The sequence below is a fragment of the Parvularcula sp. IMCC14364 genome (genome assembly GCF_030758415.1).
Classification (GTDB): Bacteria; Pseudomonadota; Alphaproteobacteria; order Caulobacterales; family Parvularculaceae; genus Aquisalinus.
In genome coordinates, this window is record NZ_CP132334.1 from 532,152 (window position 1) to 547,725 (window position 15,574).

Sequence of the window (15,574 nt, forward strand, 5' to 3'; positions counted from 1 at the left end):
GCAGATGCTATGGTCCGGTATTTCCCGTGTTCTCGGCGTATCCTTTGCCGCGCTGGCAGTTTTTGCCCTGTCACAGGTGTTGTTGGCACTGCTGACTGGTGAAGCGCAGATGGTCGCACGGTTCGGCTTTGTGCTGGTGCTGATGTCATTTCTGGCCGCTGCCATCTCCGTTCAGGTCAGAACCGGGGCCACAGGCCCCGGCACATTTGGTGGTTTTCGGAATATCATTCTCCTGCTGCTGACCTGGTGGCTGGTGTTGCCATTTTTTGCCGGCGTACCTTTCCTGCTGGATGGCTATAAACTGGTCGATAGCTGGTTTGAATCCGTCAGTGCATTGACAACAACCGGTGCCTGGCTTTCGGTTGAGGAGGCCACTGGCTCCAGCGCCATGATGCTCTGGCGCGCCCAGTTGCAGTGGCTTGGCGGGCTCGTTTCCCTCGCGGCGATAGCGACGGTTTTCATCAGACCGGACTTTGTCGGGGTTGAAAATGCTACAGCCCTGTTTTCGAGGCGCGAGGGGGAGACATATGTGGACAGCTTCTTTGCAACCTTGCGCGGGTTTCTGCCGGTCTATCTTGCCCTGACGGCAGTCATTTTCGGTATTCTGCTTGCGTCCTACGCGCCGCCTGTTGAATCGGCCACGATGGCCATGTCTTTAATGGCTTCCGGGGGCTTTCTGCCGACTGAAGACGGGGCACAGTCATATTTTCTGTCGACGCAGGTCGTCATATTTTTTGCGATGCTGCTCAGCGGCATCAACTTTCTGGCTATTCGCAATACTTTTGGGCGCCAGCAGAAGAATTTCAGCTTTGCCCGCGACCGCGAAACGCAGGCTTTTCTGCTTTGTGCGCTGGTGGCCATGGGTGTTTTCGCGCTGTCAGCAGGCAGCGAAGATTTTGGTCAATTATCGCCGCAATTCTTCAATGCTGTTTCCGTGCTCTCAACAAATGGCGTTATTATCGGCAGTGAGCCGGCGCTTGTTGCTGTACTTGTTGTGGCGGTGATAGGGGGGGCGTCCATCTCCACGGCTGGTGGGCTGAAGCTCCTGCGCTGGCTGGCCACCATGGAGCGCACGGGACAGGAAGTATGGATGCTGATCCATCCACGCGGCGTGCCAGACAGGCAGAAAGCGGCAAATGAACTGGCCATCTGGATTCACTATATGTGCTTTGCCATCCTGCTGGCCATTCTGGTGCTGTTGATAACGGCTTTTGGCCACCCGCTTGAAACCAGTATGACGGCGGCCGTGGCGACGCTGACAAATGCAGGTCCGCTCCTCACTTTAGTGTCGGATCGTGCTGACTATCAGATTTTCGACCCTATATTACGCATCATCATGGGATGTACGATGATCGTCGGCAGACTTGAAACCGTGGCGGCACTGGTATTGCTGAACAGATATTTCTGGAAAGGATGAGGCAGTCTGCGGGGTTCACAGGGCTGATTGACCGTCTCTCCCAAATTCTGTGATGAAAGACCCTTGTCATATGGAACCGCATGGATAATGGTGAATTGATGCGGTGCAGCATGGGTTTTTGCGTCCAGATACTGGATTGAGGAAGATGAGCGAAAAAAAACAGAACTTGCAGGACACATTTTTGAACCAGCTGAGGAAGAACAAAACCTCGGTCACAATTTTTCTGGTCAATGGTGTCAAATTACAGGGTATTGTCACGTGGTTTGACAATTTCTGTGTGCTGCTGAAACGTGACGGCAACGTCCAGCTTGTCTATAAACATGCCATTTCCACCATCATGCCTGCTGGTCCGTTCCAGATGTATGATGAGGATGAAAAACAGTCAGAGTAGTTTTGACGCAAAAAACCAGAACCATCATTCTTCATCCACGACTCAGGGAAAATGACTATTCCCTGCGGGAGCCGGAAGATTATCTGTCCGAGGCAACCCGGCTGGCCGAAGCCATCGGGTTGAAGGCCGTGCACGAGGAAGTTGTCCGCATCACTGCGCCACGCCCGTCAACGCTTCTGGGGCAGGGGCGTGTGGATGATATCCGGGAAATGCTCAGCTCCACGTTAGAAGATGTTGAGTTGGCCATCATCGACAGCGATCTGACACCTGTGCAGCATCGCAATCTCGAAAAGGAATGGCAGGTCAAGGTGCTGGACAGGACCGCGCTGATCCTCGAGATCTTTGGGGCCAGAGCCAAAACCAAAGAGGGCACATTGCAAGTGGAGCTCGCGCATCTCACCTATCAGCGCTCCCGGCTGGTCAGATCCTGGACACACCTTGAGCGACAGCGCGGTGGCTCAGGTTTTCTAGGGGGGCCTGGTGAGCGACAAATTGAATCAGACCGCCGAATCCTCGCTGACAAGATCGTCAAATTGCGCAAGCAACTTGAAGATGTGCGGCGTACGCGCAACTTGCAACGGCGCAAGAGAAAGCGCGCGCCGCATCCCGTTGCCGCTCTGGTTGGCTACACCAATGCCGGCAAGTCGACCTTGTTCAACAGGCTAACGGATGCGTCGGTTATGGCGCAGGATCAGCTTTTTGCTACACTTGACCCGACCATGCGTGTTGTGCACCTGCCCAGCGCCATAGAGGTAATCTTCTCCGATACTGTGGGATTTATCTCCAACCTGCCGACCCAGCTTGTGGCTGCCTTTCGCGCCACGCTGGAGGAAGTACTGGAAGCGGACATTATCCTGCATGTGCGTGATACTGCCCATAAGGAGAGCGACGCCCAGAAGGTCGATGTGCTGTCAGTCCTGAAGGAACTTGGCATTGATGAAGACTATAACCGGCCAGTGCTGGAGGTCTGGAACAAGTCGGACCTGCTCGACCCCGAAGAACGGAACCTGCAACGGGCGATAGCCCATGCGCGCCATGATGATGCAGACGGCACGATAGAGAATCCCTGGGTTGTCATGGTCTCAGCCATGACAGGGGCGGGTATCGATCAGTTATATGATGAAATTGACCGTATTCTGACGATGGATCACGTCGTGTTTTCAGCACTTGTCGGGCATGAGCAGGGGGCGGCCATTGCCTGGCTGCACAGCCACGGAGAAGTGCTGGAAACTGCGCAGGAGAAAAACCATCAGTTATTGACGGTACGCCTGTCGCAGAAGTCTGCAGGACAGTTTGAAAAACTGTTCAGTATCCAGTTGGAACAGGACGCCGTTGCCAGTTTCAGCGAGACGGCCTGAACCCAGCACCAGGTGTCTCAACCAGCTTTTTTCGCCGCCTGCCACAATTCTTCCAGCTCTTCGAGCGTATAGTCTTCGAAATCCTTTTGTTGCTCAGCGATCTGCTCTTCTATATAGCCGAAGCGTGTGCAGAATTTCTGGTTCGTCCGGCGCAGTGCTTTTTCCGGATCGACTTTCAGATGCCGGGAAAGATTGGCGATCGTGAAAAGAAGATCACCGAATTCGTCTTCAATACTATCAGTATCCCCCTGACTGACGGCCTCGGATAGCTCGCTGGCTTCTTCGGCAATTTTGGCGATGACATCGCTTGTATCCTGCCAGTCAAAGCCGACCCTGGCGGCCCGTTTCTGCAGCTTCACTGCCCGGCTCATGGCAGGTAGCGCAAGGGGAACATCATCTAGCAGGCCGTCTTTCTGGTCGCCCTTTTCAGCGCGTTCCTGCGCCTTTATATCTTCCCATGCCACCAGCTGTTCTTCGCTGGTCCGTTCATCGGATTGCTCAAAAACATGTGGGTGGCGCCGCACCATCTTGTCACATATCGCCTGCACGACGTCGCCGAACGCGAAACTGCCGTCCTCTTTTGCCATCTGGGCATGGAAGACCACTTGCAACAGAAGATCCCCCAGTTCATCGCGTAGATCGCTGATGTCCTGCCGTTCTATGGCATCGACAACTTCGTAGGCTTCCTCGACCGTGTAGGGGGCAATGGATTTGAAATCCTGCTCCAGATCCCACGGGCAGCCACCATCCGGGTTGCGCAGATTGTCCATGATTTGCAGTAGAGCTGATATATCTTGCCGGTGTCGGGGAGGGGAAAATGCCATGATGACCTTACAAAAGTAGATTGAAGCCTCGTGATGCACCTGCCGCGTGGCACATCTTCGTGCCCACACTATAACCGGTTGCAAGATGGGGTTAATAAGTTTTATTGCCTAGCCAGAAACATGAAACTGACAGCGGAGAAAAGAAATGCCCATTCAGGAAACCGAAAGCATCTGGCACAATGGCAAGCTGGTTCCGTGGGCTGAGGCGACCACCCATGTGATGACCCATGCACTGCTTTACGGTACATGCGCGTTTGAGGGCATCCGCTGTTACGACACGGAGCACAAGGGCCCGAGCATTTTTCGCCTGAAAGAACATATCGAACGCCTGTTCTATTCCGCACGGGTCTATCACATTGAGATGCCGTTCACGGTGGATGAGGTCATGGCGGCGAGCCGCGAAGTCATCACCGCCAACAAACTGGGCTCTGCCTATATCCGCATCAATGCCAATCTGGGCTATGGCGAAGTGGGACCATACGCCACCAGCGGCCCGACAGATGTGAGCGTCGTTGCCTTTCCCTGGGGCACCTATCTTGGTGATGATGCCCTGAAAGAAGGCATTCGTGTTGCCGTTTCCAGCTGGCGGCGTTCTGCTCCCGGCACGATCCCGGCAGGGGTGAAGGCAGCCGGTAATTATCTCTCCTCTCGCCTGATTACGATTGAGGCCAAGAAGAACGGATATGTGGAAGGGATCGGGCTTGCCCATGACGGCACTGTTTCGGAAGGGGCCGGTGAGAACCTTTTTCTGGTCAAGGGCGGGCGGATCATTACGCCGCCCCATGCGGCCTCCATTCTGGGTGGTATCACCCGTGACGCGGTGATCACGCTGGCAAAAGATCTTGGTTATGAGTTGGTAGAGCAATCGATCCCGCGCGAGATGCTCTATGCCGCCGATGAAGTCTTCCTCACTGGCACCGCAGCCGAGGTAACTAAAGTCCAGTCAGTCGATGACATAAAAGTTGGTTCTGGAAACTATCCAATTACGGATCACCTCCAAAAGACTTTCTTCGGTCTGTTCACGGGTCAGACCGAAGACAAATGGGGTTGGCTCGATCCGGTCAATCAGGCCTGAGCACACAACAGCTGGTGAAGAGCTATTATTCTGCCCCAGCTTCTGCCCGTGCATTCAGGTTGAGGGCATGTTCAATGACGTGGAAAACGTAATTCTGTTCAACCACACCGTCGATCAGATAGGCTTTTGGCCCTTGTGCATAAATCGATACGTCCTGCCCGCCATGGGTTTCTGATCCTGAAGGGACCAACGCCTGCTGACGATAATTCAACGCTTGCGCGTCTTCCTCTGTCACCACCGGGCGCGTGATTTCCTCGTCCTCTTCCCCGCCAAAGAAAAGCGAGCCCGGGCCATTGGCATACACGAGGGTGGTATAGGGCTTGCCATCACTTGCAAGGCTTGGGCTGTCCCCTTTGGTGCCGTCAGTATTTGGCGCGGTCGCCAGCCCAAGGATCGGGTTGCCCCGTTGCGGGTAACCCTGAATGGAGAGCGTGTGGCCATGATCTGCGGTCACGATGATCAGTGTCTCTTGCAGGTCAACCTTGTCCAGGGCCGTTTGCACGGCAGCATCGAACGCCTGAACATCTTGTAACGCCCGCGCGGCATTGCCTGCGTGGTGCGCATGGTCAACGCGCCCGCCTTCCACCATCAGAAAAAATCCATCTTCATCCTGTGACAGAATATCGATGGCAGCGCCCGTCATCTCAGCAAGGGAAGGCTCGCCAGCAACATCCTCAGCCCGGTCCGCTTCATACTGCATATGCGACATTTCAAACAGACCCAGCACTTTGCTGTCACCTGTAATATCCAGCGCATCAAAACCCTTCTGGTTCCAAACATAGACATGGTCCCCGGATTTGGCGCTCCATTCTGCGGTCAGGTCACGCCCGTCATCGCGGCGACCTTTGGCAAAGCTGTATTCGGGGTCAGTTGTCTCGGCAGGCAGGAAATTGCGCCGCCCCCCGCCCATGGCGACATCAAGGCCGTCTCCATACGGAAAGTCAATCAGTTGACGGGCAATATCCGGGCACGCAGCTGCTGACTCTGGCAGGTCGGAATCCGCTTCCCAGCCACGATCTGGTGCATGGGCATAGACGGTTGCCGGGGTGGCATGCGTGAGGCGTGCCGTCGAAATAACGCCGAGGGCCATGCCGGCCATCTCAGCCAGTTCCCCTGCGGCGATGGCCGGGTTGGCAAGACTGGCGGCGCAGTCGCCACGCGGCACGGCATCGGTCACATTGATGACCCCGGCTTTTGTCTTGACGCCCGTCATCATGGCGGTGGCTGTCCCGGCAGAGTCGGGCGTCTGCATATTGGTGTTGTAGGTTTTGGCTAGTGCCAGATGTGGCAGCGTTTCAAATGCCAGAATATTTTCCTCGCCCGCCATGCCCTTGCTCTGGCCATCATAAATCCGCGCCGCTGTCACGGTTGTCGGGTCCATGCCATCGGCAATGAACAGGATGACATTTCTGGCAGGCGTCACAATCGGCTCTCGTGCAAGATTGGCTGCAAGGGTGTCCTGCCCAAGCTGATACCATGCATCCCCTGCAAGACGGGATTCAGCGCCTGGTATTTCTGCGCGGGCGCTGGCTTCCTTGTCAGCGTCTGCCGTGATGGTCATATCAGCGTTACAGCCACTGCTCAGCAGAACAGCAAGAACACTTGCGACAGTCATTCTCATGGGGCTTCTCCTCATTGTCCCCTCCAGCTATCCAACATTTGTGACAAAACCGCAAAGGCTGCGATGTAAAGGTGGATTCTGACACCGCAGTTTTACGCTTGCCTTATCTCATATTTGTATTATTGTGCAAATATGAAAATGGATGAAGCAGCGAGCATGTTTACCGCCTTGGGGCAGGGTACGCGCCTGTCGGTTTTCCGCCTTCTTGTGGAGCACGGGAACAGTGGGCTGCAAGCGGGGGAAATAAGCAGGTTGCTGCAGGTGAATGATTCCACACTGTCCCGGCATCTGGCCCGCCTTGAACAGGCCGGGCTTGTGACCAGCCGACGGGAGACCCGCCATATTCATTATGCTGTTGTCTGGAACGGCATGGACGATCTCATCCGGTTCATCGTGAGTGACTGTTGCAGGCGCGATCCCACGTCCTGCCTGAAAGAGAGTTGTTGTGACTGATCTGCCTGCGCATTATCATCCACCTCGCATTACCTTGCCGTCAGCAGAAACAGATTTCGAGCTTGAGAATGCGAAATGCGGCTGCGTCAATACCAACCTTGAGGCTTTCCGGCGAGAGGCAAAGCTGTATGCTCAGGCGACCATCCCGGAAAATATCTATGACACGATTGCATCGGCTGAGCCTGTCTTTCTGCCAGAAGATACAATCGAGCAGATCAGGCAGTCGGTTGCGGCCCTGAATGCGGTTTTCAAGAGTAATCACTACAGGGAGGAAGTTTTCGCCGCTCACCCTGACCTGGCACAGTGTCAGCCTGACACGCGCAGCGTCCTCACCGGTTTTGACTTCCATCTGACGCCGGAGGGACCGAAGTTGATTGAAGTGAACACCAATGCCGGCGGCGCGTTGCTCGTGTCCAGCATGATGCGCGCGCAGCAGGCCTGTTGCCGCTATATGGAAGACATTATCACAGGCTTCGGCGGCGACGGCGATGCAGGGAAGCATATCCTGTCGAGCTTCTTGCACGAGTGGCAATATGCTGGCCGAACCGGGCGCGCAGGGAATACAGGGAACGCAGATGCCCTTGGCTATATTGTCATTGTGGACGAGCAGCCGGAAAAACAGTTTCTGTACCCTGAATTTGTACTATTCAGGCAACTCTTCGAGAGTGCCGGCATACAGGCTGCCATTACCGCGCCGCAGGATCTGTACTTTCAGGACGGGCACCTGCGGCATCAGGGCCGTATTGTGGATATGGTCTATAATCGCCTGACGGATTTCGTGCTGGCTGAGCCAGAAAACAGCGCCCTGCGGCAGGCGCTGATCCGGGATGCCGCTGTAGTCACGCCATCGCCGCGTCATCACAGGCTCATGGCGAATAAGGACAATCTTGCCCGCTTATCAGACAGGCGCGCTCTTGCGCGCTGGGGATTGCCCCGGGCATCTCAGGATCAACTGGCCACCATCATCCCCCTCTGTGAGAAGCTGACCCCGGAAAGTGCGGAGCGCCTCTGGCGCACACGCAGGCAGTGGTTCTTCAAACCCCTGGCAGGCTATGGTAGTCGTGGCGCGTATCGCGGTGACAAAATAACCCGCCGTGTCTGGCAGGACATGCTGGCGGCGGAATATATTGCGCAAGAATTTGTGCCGCCCGGCCAGACCACGATCATAAAGGATGGACAACCCGTCGCCATGAAGCTGGATATCCGGGCCTATGCCTATGATGGCGACGTCCAGTTGCTTGCAGCCCGGCGCTATCAGGGGCAGACAACGAACATGCGCACGCCCGGTGGCGGCTTTGCCTGCGTTTATGCCAGTGCTGAGGGCAGGGCGCCCGGAAATTAGCTTGCGATACAGCAAGAGACCGGTTTAGAAGGTTTCTTCCTTCACGGCGGGCGTGGTGGAATTGGTAGACACAACAGACTTAAAATCTGTCGAGGGTAACCTCGTGCCGGTTCAAGTCCGGCCGTCCGCACCATATGTTTTTTTTGCATGTTGACTCCTCCTAACAGCTTGAATGGTAAAGATAATTCCGGGTTCAAGAACCCGTTTTTTGTGTGGTAAGTCAGTGTACGAGGTATTGCGAGGCGTAAGAGCAGGCGCTTATGGCCAAAGCCACCTTTCTCACATAGAATCCAAGGGTTTGCAGCCAAGGCCATCGCTAATTTGAAGCTTTCTTCGAAAGATTTCTGCGGTTCAAGAACGCCTGCCTGTTGTTCCTTGAGGAGGCGTTTTTCATGCTCAAGTTTTTGGAGTTCGCGCTCATAGGCAGCAACGATCGTGTCACTTGTTGCTTGAACCAGACGATCAACAACCTTTGTTATTTTCTTGTCCAAAACTTTAAGCTTATGGGTGATCTCCGCCTTGGCTTGTTTTGCGTCATTTAGTCTGGCTTCCCAGATATTCTCAATCATGGCTTTTGTGACGGCCAGTAACTCAGGTGCTGGCGTCATGTCCTTGACCAAGCGGCAAAATCTCCTTCCAGATCATCTTTGCGGATGGACTTGCCATATCGGTTACAGGCCCGCGCCTGACAGGAATAATAGCCGTAATGTTTTGAGCGGCCTTTGGACCAGCCAGCGGTTAGAGCACCTCCACAGACGTCACAGGCCACAAAGTTCCGAAGTGGAAAATCTTCATGCAGGTCGGACCGGGCCGGGCGATTACGATTGCCATCCAGCTTATCTTGTACTTTCTGCCAAAGTGAGAGGCTGATGATGGGCTCATGGAGACCCTTATGCATGTGAAAGCCCCAATCAGGTAAATTGATGTACCCTGCATAGATTGAACGGCGTAAAAGCTCTGAGGCGCGCTGACGCGAAAATGTATCAGAGATGGTTGGTTTGGTTCTTAATTACAAAAAATGGATTTCGCAGGGGGGGGGGGGTTACGTCGATGGTTTGGTGTTTGATAATATTCACAAGAATGGAGTTCCTCTAGATCAATGGTTGGCTGACTTTCATGCCCCCAATGGTGTAAAGGCGTCAATTTCTGATTTTTGAACTAATTTTTGAGGTTTAAACGTGTAAGCTAAAACTGAATCTTTTACTGAAGTTACATTTATAGATTTTTTGAAGGATATGGCTGAAAGACCAGGGATGTATATTGGTGGTGTTTCTCTATCTGATATGATTATATTTATCTCTGGCTGGTCGTATGCAGTGTCTCCATCTACAGTGCCTGAGATTGAATTGCTAGCGGACTTCGAGGCTTGGGTCATGAACAAGCTGGTTGGCGATACATCTGATAATTGGGCAAGTAGAATAGAGCGAAATACAAATAATGATTTAGAGGCTCATAATTTGTTTTATTATTTATTTTGTGAATACTGTAAAGATATCAGTCAAATCCCATTGTTTAACAAATTAACGCGTCTGATTGAAGATAATCCTAGGCTCAGGACTCATTGATTGATCCAGAAGATTATCGTAGCTGCGATGCAGATGCTTGAGAAGTATGTGTGAGCACAGCGGTCATAGCGGGTGGCGACGCGCCGCCAGTCTTTCAGTCTTCCGAACATGATCTCGACTTTGTGGCGTTGTTTATAGAGAGTTTCGCAAAACTCCGCTGGATGACGCCGTCCTTTTCGCGGTGGGATGCAGGGCTGAATGTTTTTAGCGGTGAGAGCACTGCGAAACTCATCGCTATCGTAACCCTTGTCGCCGATCAGGGTTTTCGCGCCCTCCGGCAGTGCCGGATAGATCAGCTTTGCGCCGATATGATCGCTTGTCTGTCCAGCCGTCAGGCACATGATCAGCGGGCGTCCCATGTTATCGACAACGGCGTGAAGTTTTGAGTTCAAGCCGCCTTTTGTGCGTCCAATGTGCCTGGGAAAAGCCCCTTTTTTAAAAGGCTGGACGCGGTGCGATGGGCTTTCAAATGCGTGGCGTCAATCATCAGCGTTTCGGAAACGTCCCCTTGCGCAGACAGGTTCGAAAAGATGCGATCAAAAACGCCCAAGCGGCTCCAGCGGATAAAGCGATTGTATAAAGTCTTGTGCGGACCATATTCCTTCGGCGCATCACGCCAGCGCAAACCGTTGCGGATCACGAAGATGATCCCGGACAATACACGCCTGTCGTCAACGCGCGGAACACCATGGGATAAAGGAAAATACGGCTCAATCCGTGACAACTGCTCTTTCGATAACCAAATCAAATCGCTCATTGCAAAGCCTCCTTTGCAATCTTGAATCACCGTTCGTATCAGATCACAAGATTAATAGGTCCTGAGCCTAGGGTGTTCATATGCGAAAAAGAAACATTACTCAAACAAAGTCACCAAAAAATAGATTTTAATAATTAGGGGATCGTATCGGAAATTTACTTCCGCACGTATAGTTTGAGCCATATTCTGAGCATTTTCAGTAGCTGATAGGGTGGCCATAGTTGAAGATGGGCGTGATGGGGAGCAGGTCAATTAAAAGAGCAGGAGATGCATCAATGCACCAAATCGCCGTTTCGCTTTATCTTGCCGTCAACTAATTCAAGCTTCTAAAAACTTTTTGATGAACTCATCCACGGCACTTTTCATCTCTTCCACAGACGTAATATCCGAAAATTCATCATAAGGGGTTTTGACTTCGTTATTCTCTACTGTCGCGATATTGAAACTGCTATACCCGGTTTCCCACCAGGTAATGCTCGCCATTTTCTCGTCTAAGAAAGCTAGTTCACACTTCATCCAGGGCACATTGGCTTTTTCGTACCATTCATCAGCGCCATCTCCCTCATCGAAGTCAATCTCGATTGAATTGCTTTTCAGTATCTCTTCGCGCTCTGAGATGATTGTTTTCAAGTGCTCAATCACGTGTAGTTTCCTTAAGGATCAACGACCAATTTTCTAAATTGCGGCAACTGTTGGGGGGGTAAACTGACGAAACCCCGATGGCGCAGCCATTTTTTATGTAACCATGATATTGCCTCCGATGGAAGGCTGATCGGGCCGGAATGATCCGTCACATAGGAGATGGTTCGCTCGCGACCATCATAAACATGGGCACGCTGCAAAGAACCAAAGCCATTATAAGAGAACTCAGATGTCTGCGTGTGACCTACACATTATTTCGGCCATGTGAGTACTCTTAGTTACGGCCCGAGTTACGATCGAAAAGCTCAGCTTCGAAAGCTTTATAATTTTCCTCTCCAACTCTCTCCATCAAAATACCAAGCATTTCTTGCTGACACTGATACTCTGGAGAAGCCGGATTAATTCTAGCAATTATGGTAGAACGTAATATAATTTCTTCGTTTTTTCTACGTTCATTTCGTATGTAAGTCAGCGCCTTAGAGTCTGAATCAAAAGTCTTTCATATGAAACATGCTCTTGCCAGTCGTCTTGTTGCGATACGGATGTGAGCCATGAATAGCCATGCGATAGCTGAGGTCCAGCATCGTTCCCAATCCTTGGCGAGACGGCGTGATCGCCCTAACCATGCGAATGTGCGTTCTACGACCCATCGCCGGGGCAGGACTTTAAAGCCTTTCATTTTATCGGATCGCTTGATGATTTCCATCCGGAATGGACCGACTTTTTTAAGTTTGCGCTTTAGCTTATCTCCCGCATAGCCACCATCGGCAAAGATATGGCGAAGCCATGGAAATTTGTCTCGCGCTTCCATCAACACCGCTGGTGCGCCGTCGCGATCCTGTACATCCGCGGCATGCACAAGTGCTGTCACCAGAAAGCCTTCCGTATCCGTCAGAATATGCCGCTTGCGGCCTTTTATATTTTTGCCCGCGTCAAAGCCAGTAATACCGCCACTTTCTGTGGTTTTAACCGACTGGCTATCGATCACACCTGCGCTGGGGTGTGGGCTTCTGCCGTGTGCTTCGCGGCATTCAAACAGCAGGCGGTGATTGATCTTTTCCAGCAATCTGTCATCACGCCACCAATAAAAATATTTCTGAACCGTCGAAAAAGGCGGGAAATCCCTTGGTAACATGCGCCATTGGCAGCCAGTAGACGCGATATACAACAAGGCGTTCATGATCTCCCGCATCGGCCACTTGCGAGGACGCCCCATCCGATTTGGAAGAGGTATTTCAGGTTCAATCAAAGCCCATTCGTCGTCCGTCAGATCACTTGCATAGCGCAGGAAACTGCGGTCATAATATGTGCGGGTGGTTTCATTCCAACTCATCTGATCCTCCGTGTCTTAAGCAAACAAAGAGAATCATAAGTCGTTGAAATCACCCAGATACTTTTGGATCAGGCTCTTACAAAATTTATTACTCCCAGTTAGGCGAATAAAAATAGGAGACTTAAATCTCTCTTCTCCACGGCTTGGACTAGGGTCTGTACCCAATTTAACTGATTGATTTGTTTGTGCAAAGCGTGATTCAGGGATTTCCGAAAGGGAGTCTTAAATGGCGCGGTTTGATTTGTCGGATGAAGAATGGGCGGTGATTGAACCGTTGTTGCCAAAGGTTAGCCGCGGCCCGAAGCGCAAAGATGATCGTACGATCCTGAACGGCATCTTTTACATTTTGCGCACAGGCGCGCCATGGCGGGACTTGCCGGAACGATATGGACCGTACACGACTGCTTACAATCGGTATAACAGGTGGGGCGAGCGCGGCGTCTGGAAGGGCATATTCGATGCGCTCGCTGAAGAATGTGAGGACAGTCTGATCTTCATAGACGCCTCGATTGTCAAAGCTCACCGCGCAGCGAGTGGCTCAAAAAGGGGGAACTGGCGGAAGATATTGGACGCTCACGGGGCGGTCGCACAAGCAAAGTTCACGTGGCCGTAGATGAAAATGGCAGGCCATTGCGCATTGAGGTCACTGGCGGCCATGTTCATGACAGCCAGGTGATGAATGTCTTCCTCGACTGGGAGATGCCGCCTCTGGCGATGGTCCTGGACAAAGCCTATGGCAGTGCGAAGATCAGGCGCGATATCGCCGATGAAGGTGCGTTGGCGGTTATTCCCGCCAAGTCCAATGCGCGCAATCCGGTCCCGCATGACACCAGCCTTTACGCCATGCGTAATATTGTCGAGCGGTTCTTCTGCAAAATGAAAGACATGAGACGGCTGGCTACACGGTTCGAGAAATCTCGAAGGAACTTCATCAACATGATATATCTCTTCGCAGCAAAATGCTGGATCAATTGAGTCCACACCCTAAGCAGATCCAAATTCAAGCCATATTGCATCAATAAATCAAAATGCGTCCATGAGCCCGTATCCTTATTCAGAGATATTGCCTCGCGCGCAGCCCCAAAGGCCATTGAGTAATTGTAATTAGGGTCTGCTCCCTGTACCAATAAAGTTTCCAGGAAGGAAATATTACGTAATGATATTGCTACCTTCAATGAATAGTTATCAGCAAATACGATCTGGTTTGGATCAGCCCCGGCATCAAGCAGCGCTCTGACACCTGACAGGTTTCGACACACGAGTGCCCACCCGAGTGGCGTCATATTCTCACGGCCCACAGCATTTGGGTTCGCGCCTGCACCTACCCGTTCGCGCACACGGGAGCGATTGCCACTGCAAGCTGCGTCAGCAAGCTGCGCCACATTCCCATCAGTAAAAAAGTCCGATACCTCTGCTTCAGAAAACCTGTGTGTATAAATACTCTGGGCACAGGCCGGTAATGAAGCCAAAACTACCGTGAGTAGTAAGGAAATCCGCATAATCATCTCCACCTTATAATGAACCCGGTATATCCTTATGACGAAACCCCGATACGACCAAGCCATTCTCTGACGGCCTTTGCTCGGAACTCGCTCCCTTTATCCGCCCATTCACGACTGCAACTCATCCATTGCATGAACCCGCCGGGCGCACTAGCTTCACGCAACTAACCAAGAGCAAAAATCATTATCGGGTGTGAACGCAGAATGATAAAATATGGCCTGATTGGTGCCGGCATGATGGGGCAGGAGCATCTGGCAAATCTCAATCTTATTGACGGCGCGGAGATAGCCGCCATCGCGGACCCGGATCAGGGCTCCCTGAATGGCGCACGCGCCATGATGCAGAACCATGCGCATCACCCTGTCACTTATTACGATCAGTATCAGGAGATGGTGGCCCGGGAGAATTGTGACGCGATCATACTTGCAACGCCGAATCACACGCATTTTCAGATCGTCAGGGATCTGGCCCACCTTGAGACGGCGATCCTGATTGAAAAGCCGGTCTGCACCACCATGGCCGATGCACAGGCACTTGTGATGCTTGAAGAAACGGCATCCTGCCGGCTCGCGGTCGGCCTGGAATATCGCTACATGCCGCCTTTGACGCAGTTCATCAACCGCGCCCATGCAGGGGAAGCTGGGCCTGTGCGGATGCTCTCTATCCGTGAGCACCGTTTCCCGTTCCTGCCCAAGGTGGACAACTGGAACCGGTTCAATGAGAATACCGGCGGCACGCTGGTCGAGAAGTGTTGTCACTTCTTTGACCTGATGCGGCATATTCTGCGTGATGAGCCGGTGCGGGTTTATGCCTCCGGGGCGCAGGACGTCAATCATCTCGATGAAACCTATGATGGCAGGACGCCGGACATTATCGATAATGCCTTTGTCGTTGTTGATTTTCGCGGCGGCGCGCGCGCCATCCTCGATTTGTGTATGTATGCGGAAGGGTCAGAGCAACAGGAAGTGATTCATGTTGTCGGGGCGCAGGGCAAACTGGAAGTGAGCATCCCCGGCGCGGATGTCACCTGGTCACCCAGAGACAAATCCGGGCCGTTTGTCGAGCATGTGGATACCCCGGAAAAGGCGATGCTGGCCGGTCAGCATCACGGTGCCACCTATTTTCAACTGCAAGCCTTTCACCAGGCTGTCACTGCCGGGGAGCCTTTCCCGATCACCGTAGAGGATGGTATCCGGTCTCTCGAAATGGGTATTGCGGCGCATCGCTCTCTTGCCACCGGGCAGGCTGTGAGCTTACCTCTGGAAGATACACCCTACAGAACCTGAAATGAGA

At 52.6% G+C, this 15,574-nt stretch carries 14 protein-coding genes, 1 tRNA gene and 1 pseudogene; 10 read left to right on the forward strand and 6 right to left on the reverse strand.

Annotated features, from left to right (window positions below):
* The first annotated feature begins 4 nt into the window (after positions 1-4).
* From RAL90_RS02595 to hflX, 3 genes are all read left to right on the forward strand, one after another.
* Complete coding sequence (locus RAL90_RS02595; protein WP_306252976.1) at positions 5-1,417, forward strand: potassium transporter TrkG; 1,413 nt, start codon at positions 5-7, stop codon at positions 1,415-1,417.
* 145 nt (positions 1,418-1,562) lie between these two features.
* Entirely contained in the window at positions 1,563-1,808 is a 246-nt protein-coding gene (hfq, locus tag RAL90_RS02600) for an RNA chaperone Hfq (protein ID WP_306252977.1), read from the forward strand.
* Positions 1,809-1,810: 2 nt separating this feature from the next.
* Positions 1,811-3,166 (forward strand): GTPase HflX, encoded by a 1,356-nt coding sequence (hflX, locus tag RAL90_RS02605; protein ID WP_306252978.1) that lies wholly within the window; start codon positions 1,811-1,813, stop codon positions 3,164-3,166.
* Between the two features lie 17 nt (positions 3,167-3,183).
* On the opposite strand, the gene mazG is transcribed toward hflX, so the two are convergent.
* Positions 3,184-3,990, reverse strand: a complete 807-nt coding sequence (mazG, locus tag RAL90_RS02610) for a nucleoside triphosphate pyrophosphohydrolase (RefSeq protein ID WP_306252979.1) — start codon at positions 3,988-3,990, stop codon at positions 3,184-3,186.
* A gap of 145 nt (positions 3,991-4,135) precedes the next feature.
* Between mazG and RAL90_RS02615 the strand changes: the two genes are divergently transcribed.
* Positions 4,136-5,065: a branched-chain amino acid transaminase gene (locus tag RAL90_RS02615; RefSeq protein WP_306252980.1), complete on the forward strand. Its 930-nt coding sequence runs from the start codon at positions 4,136-4,138 to the stop codon at positions 5,063-5,065.
* Between the two features lie 25 nt (positions 5,066-5,090).
* Here the strand turns inward: RAL90_RS02615 and RAL90_RS02620 are convergent, their stop codons facing one another.
* Positions 5,091-6,686, reverse strand: a complete 1,596-nt coding sequence (locus RAL90_RS02620) for an alkaline phosphatase (protein WP_306252981.1) — start codon at positions 6,684-6,686, stop codon at positions 5,091-5,093.
* Positions 6,687-6,818: 132 nt separating this feature from the next.
* Here RAL90_RS02620 and RAL90_RS02625 point away from each other — a divergent pair, with 132 nt between their 5' ends.
* From RAL90_RS02625 to RAL90_RS02635, 3 genes are all read left to right on the forward strand, one after another.
* Positions 6,819-7,139: a helix-turn-helix transcriptional regulator gene (locus RAL90_RS02625; protein ID WP_306252982.1), complete on the forward strand. Its 321-nt coding sequence runs from the start codon at positions 6,819-6,821 to the stop codon at positions 7,137-7,139.
* Positions 7,132-8,481: a hypothetical protein gene (locus RAL90_RS02630; RefSeq protein WP_306252983.1), complete on the forward strand. Its 1,350-nt coding sequence runs from the start codon at positions 7,132-7,134 to the stop codon at positions 8,479-8,481. The genes RAL90_RS02625 and RAL90_RS02630 overlap by 8 nt, the downstream gene beginning before the upstream one ends.
* A gap of 46 nt (positions 8,482-8,527) precedes the next feature.
* Positions 8,528-8,614: transfer RNA gene (locus tag RAL90_RS02635), tRNA-Leu, on the forward strand.
* Positions 8,615-9,085: 471 nt separating this feature from the next.
* Here the strand turns inward: RAL90_RS02635 and RAL90_RS02640 are convergent.
* On the reverse strand, positions 9,086-9,472 hold the full coding sequence (locus RAL90_RS02640; RefSeq protein WP_372340418.1) for a recombinase zinc beta ribbon domain-containing protein: 387 nt from the start codon (positions 9,470-9,472) through the stop codon (positions 9,086-9,088).
* Positions 9,473-9,716: 244 nt separating this feature from the next.
* Here RAL90_RS02640 and RAL90_RS02645 point away from each other — a divergent pair, with 244 nt between their 5' ends.
* The gene (locus RAL90_RS02645; RefSeq protein ID WP_306252985.1) at positions 9,717-10,046 is read left to right on the forward strand and encodes a hypothetical protein; all 330 of its coding nucleotides are present in this window, start codon (positions 9,717-9,719) and stop codon (positions 10,044-10,046) included.
* On the opposite strand, the gene RAL90_RS02650 is transcribed toward RAL90_RS02645, so the two are convergent.
* The 3 genes from RAL90_RS02650 to RAL90_RS02660 all read right to left on the reverse strand — a co-directional run bounded on the left by RAL90_RS02650 (position 10,040) and on the right by RAL90_RS02660 (position 12,778).
* A protein-coding gene (locus RAL90_RS02650) for an IS5 family transposase (RefSeq protein WP_306250504.1) occupies positions 10,040-10,803 on the reverse strand; the annotation gives its coding sequence in 2 pieces (ribosomal slippage) (positions 10,040-10,470 and positions 10,470-10,803; 765 coding nt in all). The two genes, RAL90_RS02645 and RAL90_RS02650, sit on opposite strands and share 7 nt — an antisense overlap.
* Before the next feature lie 318 nt (positions 10,804-11,121).
* Entirely contained in the window at positions 11,122-11,445 is a 324-nt protein-coding gene (locus RAL90_RS02655) for a hypothetical protein (RefSeq protein WP_306252986.1), read from the reverse strand.
* Positions 11,446-11,944: 499 nt separating this feature from the next.
* A complete protein-coding gene (locus RAL90_RS02660) occupies positions 11,945-12,778 on the reverse strand; it encodes an IS5 family transposase (RefSeq protein WP_306249540.1) in 834 nt (277 codons plus the stop codon).
* A gap of 253 nt (positions 12,779-13,031) precedes the next feature.
* Between RAL90_RS02660 and RAL90_RS02665 the strand changes: the two are divergent.
* Positions 13,032-13,750 (forward strand): annotated as a pseudogene (locus RAL90_RS02665) (IS5 family transposase); the annotation flags it as partial.
* Between the two features lie 734 nt (positions 13,751-14,484).
* Positions 14,485-15,567, forward strand: coding sequence for a Gfo/Idh/MocA family protein (locus RAL90_RS02670; protein WP_306252987.1), 1,083 nt, complete (start codon positions 14,485-14,487; stop codon positions 15,565-15,567).
* Positions 15,568-15,574 lie beyond the last annotated feature (7 nt).

What these genes read in the sequence shown, in the direction of transcription:
- RAL90_RS02595 (WP_306252976.1), top strand. Translation starts at nt 5, where the DNA reads ATGCTATGGTCCGGTATTTCCCGTGTTCTCGGCGTATCCTTTGCCGCG.
- hfq (WP_306252977.1), top strand. Translation starts at nt 1,563, where the DNA reads ATGAGCGAAAAAAAACAGAACTTGCAGGACACATTTTTGAACCAGCTG.
- mazG (WP_306252979.1), bottom strand. Translation starts at nt 3,990, where the DNA reads ATGGCATTTTCCCCTCCCCGACACCGGCAAGATATATCAGCTCTACTG.
- RAL90_RS02615 (WP_306252980.1), top strand. Translation starts at nt 4,136, where the DNA reads ATGCCCATTCAGGAAACCGAAAGCATCTGGCACAATGGCAAGCTGGTT.
- RAL90_RS02620 (WP_306252981.1), bottom strand. Translation starts at nt 6,686, where the DNA reads ATGAGAATGACTGTCGCAAGTGTTCTTGCTGTTCTGCTGAGCAGTGGC.
- RAL90_RS02625 (WP_306252982.1), top strand. Translation starts at nt 6,819, where the DNA reads ATGAAAATGGATGAAGCAGCGAGCATGTTTACCGCCTTGGGGCAGGGT.
- RAL90_RS02645 (WP_306252985.1), top strand. Translation starts at nt 9,717, where the DNA reads ATGGCTGAAAGACCAGGGATGTATATTGGTGGTGTTTCTCTATCTGAT.
- RAL90_RS02660 (WP_306249540.1), bottom strand. Translation starts at nt 12,778, where the DNA reads ATGAGTTGGAATGAAACCACCCGCACATATTATGACCGCAGTTTCCTG.
- RAL90_RS02670 (WP_306252987.1), top strand. Translation starts at nt 14,485, where the DNA reads ATGATAAAATATGGCCTGATTGGTGCCGGCATGATGGGGCAGGAGCAT.